The organism is Kitasatospora sp. NPDC091257 (assembly GCF_044757675.1).
Taxonomy (GTDB): domain Bacteria; phylum Actinomycetota; class Actinomycetes; order Streptomycetales; family Streptomycetaceae; genus Kitasatospora; species Kitasatospora lactacystinica.
Window position 1 is genome coordinate 1 of the sequence record NZ_JBIVVI010000374.1, and the last position, 7,253, is coordinate 7,253.

At 74.0% G+C, this 7,253-nt stretch carries 3 protein-coding genes and 1 pseudogene; all 4 read right to left on the reverse strand.

Annotation, left to right across the window (positions count from 1 at the left end; all coding sequences use genetic code 11):
- Positions 1-1,006, reverse strand: a pseudogene (locus ACIQOV_RS18750) (hypothetical protein); the annotation flags it as partial.
- Between the two features lie 316 nt (positions 1,007-1,322).
- Positions 1,323-3,161: a glycoside hydrolase family 15 protein gene (locus ACIQOV_RS18755; protein WP_401049728.1), complete on the reverse strand. Its 1,839-nt coding sequence runs from the start codon at positions 3,159-3,161 to the stop codon at positions 1,323-1,325.
- Positions 3,162-3,335: 174 nt separating this feature from the next.
- Positions 3,336-6,602 carry a hypothetical protein gene (locus ACIQOV_RS18760; protein WP_401049729.1) on the reverse strand — a complete coding sequence of 1,089 codons (3,267 nt, stop codon included), beginning with the start codon at positions 6,600-6,602 and terminating at the stop codon, positions 3,336-3,338.
- A 175-nt stretch (positions 6,603-6,777) separates the two neighbouring features.
- The coding region (locus ACIQOV_RS18765; protein ID WP_401049731.1) for an alpha/beta fold hydrolase at positions 6,778-7,253 on the reverse strand (476 nt) is incomplete at its 5' end.

The window sequence follows — 7,253 nt, forward strand, 5'->3', positions numbered from 1 at the left end:
CCCCGTCGCCGTCGTGGTCCCCCGGCCGGGCGGCCTCCAGGAGGAGGTCCCCGCCCTCGGCCTCGACCCGGTAGCGCACCCACCGGCCGTCCAGCCCGTCGCGGTCGATCCGTTCGACGGCGCCGATGCCGACGGCGTTGGGGATCCGCCACCCGGCGGCCATCACGTTGATGTGGGAGAGCGGCGTGGTGTGCTCGGTGTGGATGATGCCGGACACCCGGGGGATGTCCTCCGGCACCCGGGGCATCACCACGATGTCGTGCCACTCCAGCGGTTCGGCCTCGGCCCGGTACTCCTCCTCCGAGCGGAACACCCGCAGCCGCCCGTGGGCCTCCCCGGGGTTCAGCGGCACGAACGAGGCCACGGAATAGAGCTCATGGGACAGGACGCGCGGAATCTCGTTCTCCGGAATTCCGGCGAGGTAGCCCTCCTGCTGGTGGCCGGCCGGCTTCAGGACCAGCCGCAGCGAAGGATCGACGTGCTCGCGCACCCGGTGATAGAAGAAGCGCAGCATGTCCTGGGACATGGTGTCGACGTCGACCGTTTCCAGGGACAGGAAATCCTCGGCCTCGTGGCCGCTTTCCGTGGACCGGCCGGCGCGGCCGGTATGGCGGGCGAGCGTGCCGAGATAGAAGCGGCGGTCGGGATTCCGGTAGACGTCGTCGTTGAACGAATCGAGCCTGCCGGCGAGTTCGTCGATCGACATGCCGAGGATCTCGCACGCGATGTAGCGGACATGGAGAGTGCCGTCGGCACTGTCGATGAAGTGAAGCACCGACTCGTCGCAGTCGAGCACGATCTTCACATAGGGATAGCCGCCGACCTGGCCGGCGAGCTCGGAGAACTCCTCAAGGGTGAGCTTTTCGTCTAAGAAGCGGGGCCGCGTGGTCGCGTCGTTGCGATCCGAACGGGTCATGCGCACAGAGTTCAGCCATTCGTCATCGTGTACACGATCCGTGCACACCTGTTGCAGAAGGGTCGGGTACGACCACGCCCACACTGCCATTCGGTATGAACGTTTGACGAATGATCATGCGACATCTGGCCATCATGCATCGATCCGGCCATAAGAATCCGTCAAGGAAGCCACGGCTCCGCATAAAGCTGTGGCAAAGGTCACAGCACGGGACGGCGGGCACGTGACGGGCAATCGGGGATTTCCGGAAGTGTTGATTCCTGAACGACTGTACGACCTCGGAGGGCTGCGCACTCGCCCACCTCACCCGTCGGCAATGCCGACAAGTGGATCGAATCATTCCTCCGAATTCCGGGCTTCCCCACCGCGCCGAATGTCCGCCGTTCCGGACGGGACGCCGCATTCGTCAACCGAGCGTGCGGTCCAGGTTGAACGCGGCGCTGATCAGCGCGAGATGGGTGAAGGCCTGCGGGAAGTTGCCGAGCTGCTCACCGGTCGGCCCGATCTCCTCGGCGTACAGGCCGAGGTGGTTGGCATAGGTGAGCATCTTCTCGAAGGCCAGCCGGGCCTCCTCCACGCGTCCGGCGCGGGCGAGGGCCTCGACGTACCAGAACGAGCAGATCGAGAAGGTGCCCTCGGCCCCGCGCAGACCGTCCGGGCTGGCCTCCGGGTCGTAGCGGTAGACCAGCGAGTCGGAGACGAGTTCCGCACTCAGCGCGTCCAGGGTCGCCAGCCACTTGGGGTCGCTCGGCGAGATGAACTTGGCCAGCGGCATCATCAGCACGGAGGCGTCGAGGACGTCGCCGCCCAGGCTCTGGGCGAACGCCCTGCGGTCGGCCGACCAGCCGCGTCGCATGATCTGCCGGTAGATCGCGTCCCGGCTCCGCTGCCAGCGCGGGAGGTCCGCCGGCAGCCCGCGCCGGTTCGCCAACCGGATGGCCCGCTCGATCGCCACCCAGCACATCAGCCGTGAGTAGAGGAAGTCCTTCCGGCCGCCCCGGGTCTCCCAGACGCCTTCGTCGGGCTGGTCCCAGTGGTCGCAGAGCCAGTCCACCACGGCACCGACCTCGTCCCAGTGATCGCTGCTGATCGGCTGCCCCCACTTGTCGTACAGGTAGACGGAGTCGATCAGCGCTCCGTAGATGTCCAGCTGGAGCTGGCCGGTGGCCGCGTTCCCCACCCGCACCGGGGCGGAGCCCAGGTGTCCCTCCAGGTGGGACAGCTCGCGCTCGGGCAGGTCGCTGCGCCCGTCGATCCCGTACATGATCTGCAGCGGTCCCGTGGCGCCGGCGCCGCCCCGCAGGATGCCCCGGTCGGAGAGGAAGCCCATGAAGGCCTCGGCCTCCGCGGTGAAGCCCAGCCGGAGCATGGCGTAGACGCAGAAGGCCGCGTCCCGGACCCACACGTACCGGTAGTCCCAGTTGCGCTCGCCGCCGATCCGCTCGGGCAGGCTCGTCGTCGGCGCGGCCACGATCGCACCGGTCGGCGCGTAGGTGAGCAGTTTCAGCACCAGCGCGGAGCGGTGCACCATCTCACGCCACCGCCCGTGGTAGCGGGACCCGGCCAGCCAGCGGCGCCAGAACCGCACCGTCGCCTCGAACTGCTCCTCCGCCTCCGCCCGGGGACACGCCCGCGGGGCCAGGTCGCCGCCGACCCGGTCGAGGGCGAACACCGCCGACTCGCCTTCGAGGAGCTTGAAGTGCGACCACACGTCCACGCCCTCGCGTTCGAGCGGCACGGTGGCCGTCAGCGCGAGCGCCATCGAGGGGGACTCGAAGACGGCCTCGTGGGCCCGGACACTCACGGTGTGCGGTTCGGATCCGTAGTCGAAGCGGGGAGCCACCCGCGCCCGGAACGGAAGCGTTCCCCGGGCACAGACCACCCGCCGGATCAGCCGGTGCCGACCGGCCTCGCGCGACTCGTCCACGACCGGCATGAAGTCCTGGATCTCCGCCACCCCGTCGGTGGCGAAGAACCGGGTGATCAGGACGTTGGTGTCGGGGAAGTAGAACTGCCGGGTGCGCGTCGGCACATCGGCGGCCAGCTCGAACGACCCGCCCCGGTCGGCATCGAGGATGGACGCGAAGACGCTGGGGGCGTCGAAACGCGGGCAGCAGTACCAGTCGATCGTGCCGTCGGTCCCCACCAGCGCGGCGGACCGGAGATCGCCGATCAGGCCGTGCTCGGCGATCGGCAGATAACGCGAGCCGTCCGCCGGCCCGAATCCGGTGCCCTGCAGTGCCATACCGGCCTCCCTACCGCCGCGGCGTGGACGCCGGGCAGAGCCGTGCCCGTTGCCCGTGGAACACCGTCGTCGCGGACCTTGTTCCGGCTCACCCTGCGTATCGGGGGCAGGAACGGCCACGGGCCGACCCGCAGGGTGCCCCGAACGCAGGGGTCCGCTCACGCAGGGGTCCGCTCACGCAGGGTCGGTGAACACCGCGAGGGCGGCGTCCCGGACGTCCGGCCGCGGGTGGCGGCGCAGCGCGTGCAGCACCTCCCGCCACTCGGCGGGCCAGCCGAGCTGCGCCCCCGTGTTCGTCAGTGCGACGGCGAACAGGCCGGGCGCGAGTCCGTCGTCGGCGGCCAGTCGGCGGGCGGCCGCCAGCGCGTGCTCCGGTGCCTCCCGTCGTCCGTTGCCCTGGCGGTTCAGTGCGTCGGCGGCGGCCACCGCCAGCACCGGACGGTCGGCGACCAGGACGGCCAGCTCGGCGACGCGCTCGCCCAGGTCCGGTGCGTCGAGGTCGAGCGCCTCGACCAGTCGGCGGGTGGCCTCGGGCAGCAGCGCGGGTTCGGTGAGCAGAATCGCGGCGACCTCCCGCCGGGTGGCGCGGACGGCCCGCGCCGTGGCGTTCGGGCTCCACATCCAGCCGGTGAGCGCGTCGATCCGCCGCCGGGCCGGCTGGTCGCGGCCGGGAAGCGCCGGTTCCCCGGCACGCAGGGTCTCGATCAGGGCGGTCAGGACGTCCGCCAGGACGCTGCCCGGCGCGCAGCCGCCGAGCGGGTGCGGGGCGTCCGACAGTGCCATTCCGGTCAGCGCGCGGGCCGCTCCCTGGCAGCGGTCCTGCTCGGCGAGGTCGGTCACCAGCGGGACGAGCGCCCGCACCGCCTCCGGCGCGTACCGGCCCCAGGAGACGAGCTGCCCTTGCGCGGGTGAGGCGGTGAGGAGGTCGGCGTCGACCGCCAGCCGGGCCATCAGACCGGCGAACGCCGGTCGGTGCTCCGCGGCTGTCCGTTCCCCGCTCAGGTGCAGGACCAGTGCGTTCCGCAGTCCGTCCGGCCCGTCGGCCGCGTCGGTGAGCACGTCCCACAGCGGCAGGTCGGCGATCCGGTCACCGACCGTCGCCAGCACCGCGGCGCGGACGTCGTGGTGCTGCCCCGGCGCGGTGTACACCTCGCGCAGCAGGGCGGCCGCCTCGTCCAGGACCAGGTGCGCGGCGGCGAGCCGGACGGCCTGCTTGCGGCTGGTCACCTTCGCCGCCGGATCGAGCGCGATCCGCCGCAGCGCGGGGCCCAGTTCGGAGCTCCCCGCGAACCGGGCGGCGCGGCCGGCCGCGTGGAGGGCGACCCGGGCGCGGTCGTCGGCGGCGTGGGAGAGCAGTTCGGGCAGCGCCCCGGCGGGGCGCTCGGTCCAGGGCAGCGCGGCGAGCGCGGCCTCGGCGAGGACGGTCTCGGCGGAGTCCGCGTACCGGCGCAGCAGGGCCTCGCCGTGGACGGGGATCCGGGCCGCGGCGCGCAGGGCGGCGGCGCGCTCGGCCAGGGCCCGGGTGGGGTCGCCGACCGTACGGGCGAGCCGTTCGGCGGCCGCGTGCTGCTGTGCGGGGAGCCAGCGGTCCGCGTCGACCAGGTCGGTCGCGGTCAAGGGGGTGTCGAGCAGGGGCCCGAGCAGATCGGTGCGGATCCGGGTCAGGACGGCCCGCACCGGGGCCAGGGTGACGGCCGACGGCCTGAGCGCGAGCAGCCGGGCCGCGCGTTCGCCGCCGGTGGCGGGGTCGCGCAGCAGCGGTGCGGCGGCCCGTTCGACGGCACGGTCGCCGCCCGAGTGCAGGACGCGCTCCAGCAGTTCGGCGAGGGCGGGAGCACGTCGCGCCCGGTCGCCGAGCGTCCCGGCCAGCGCGAGCAGCAGTGCGGCGTCGCGGGATCGGGCCGAGCGTTCCAGCGCGGCCCACAGCGCGTCGACCACCGCCGCCTCGCGCCGGGGCGGGACGGTGAGGCCGGCGCCGTCGGTCCGTTCGAGGGTGCGGACGGCCCAGGCGAGCAGTTCGCGGGCCGGCCCGCCCACGTGCTCGCCGAGGACGGCGCCGGCGAGGCGGCCGAGTGCGGTGCGCGTGCGCGCCGAACAGTCCCGGGCGGCCAGGGCGTCGTCGGTGAGCCGCTCCAGCGGGCCGGCGGTGGCGTCGTCGAAGAGCCGCGGCGGCACTGCCGCGACCTCCTCCAGCGCCGTGCCGCGGACCGGGTCCTGCTCGTTGCGCAGTCGGGTGAGCAGTTCGAGCGCCTCGGGCAGGGCGCCCGGTTCGCCGGAGAGTGCGGCCTGCCGGACCAGTTGTGCCCAGGCCCAGCCCCGGTCCCAGGCGTCGGCCACGCGGGTCTCGGCCAGCAGCCTCGGCCGGGCCTCGGCGACCGGCAGCAGGACGAGCGGGACGACGTCCTCGCTGTCCGCCGCCAGCTGGGCCCGCGCCCGCACGTGCCGCTCCTTCGCGGGCAGCACGGCGAGGACGTCGACGGAGTACCAGGAGCGGTACGGGCCGGGCTGCGCCGCCACCTCGTCGTAGAAGGCGGCCCGCCGGGCCGGGGGCAGCTGCCGCAGCAGCGCGAGGTGGCTCTCGTGGTGGCGGTGCGCGAGCGCGGCGAGTCCGTCCGGCCGGGCCGCGGCCAGCCGACGGGCCACGCCGGCGCGCAGCGGCGGCTCGTGGCGGTGCCGGTCGATCGCGAGCAGCAGGCGGACGGTCCGCCCGGCGGAGACGGCGGCGAGGCCGGCGAGCCGGTCGCGCAGCGGGCCGGGCAGGCCGGCCTCGGGGTGGCGCTCCAGCAGCTCCAGCATCCGGGCCGGTTCGCGGCCGGCGGCGGCGGCCAGGCCGAGGGCGTGCCGCTGCCAGAAGGTGCGCCTCAAGCCGTACGGCAGGTCGGCGAGTTGACGCTCGGCCTCGTCCAGCACCGCGCCCGGGTGGCGGTGTCCGAGCGAGGTGGAGAAGGCGATCGCGTGGGCCAGCGCGGGCAGTTCGGCGGCGACGGCCTCGGCCGAGCAGACCGGCAGCAGCCGGGCCGCCTCGGCGGCGCCCCAGCGCTCGCGGACGACCGGCACCAGCCGCTCGGCCACCGCTGTGCGCCCGGCCCGCAGGACGGCGCGGGCCAGCTCGTCGCGGACCGCCTTCGGGGCGCTGAGCATCGCGGCCTCAAGGTCGCCGTCCGGGAACGGCAGCTCCCCGATCGCCCGGTGCGCGTAGCGCCGCACGACGGGGTCGGGGTCGTCGATCCGGTCGATCAGATGGCGCGCCCGCCGTCCGGCGAGGGCGGCCAGCGCGGCGAGTCGGCGTTCGTACGGGCCACGGCCGTCCAGCTCGGCGAGCAGGGCCGTCAGGTCGGAGGGGGCGAGGGCGGCGGCGGTACGGGCCACCTCGCGCAGCCGGAGCGGGTGGGGCAGTGGTTCGACGGCGGCGAGCAGCCGGTCGGCAGTCAGGTGAGGCATCGGCGCCGATTGTGCCCGACGGGCGCGGCCCGGGCATCCGGTTTTTCACGGCGGTGCGCCGGCCGGCGGCCCGGCCCGGCCCGGCCCGGGCCGGGCCGGGTTCAGGCCGGCCCGGGTCCGGGTCGGTTCGGCGGGGTTCGGCTCGGTCCGGGGCTGCATGCCGACGGGCGTCCGGTCATTCCGGCTCGGTCGGCAGGGTCCGGGCGAGCCACTCCCGGACGGCCTTCGCCGTCGTGCTCACGTGTTCGTCGAGGATGGAGTAGTGGTCGCCCGGTACGTCGCCGGCGCGCAGGTGCAGGGTCGGGACGGCCGGCTCCGGCTCCTGGCGGTCGAGGAAGATGCGGGCGTAGGCGCCCATGGCGGCGAGGGCGGGCTCGTCGAGCCTGGTGGCGCTGCGGACGGCCAGTTCGGCGAGTCGGCCCTCGTCGCGGACGGGGAGGGTGTCGAGCAGGACCACCGCCTCGGCGCCGACGCGTTCCGCGACGGCTTGGGCGACCAGCCCGCCGGTGGAGCGGCCCAGGAGCACGACCGGGCGGTCGAGTCGCCCGATCGAGGCGGCGTGGGTCCGGACGAGGCTCTCCACGTCCTCGGGTATGCCGGAGAAGTCGACGATGTCCTGGTAGCGCGCCTTCACCTGGGCCGGGGTCATGC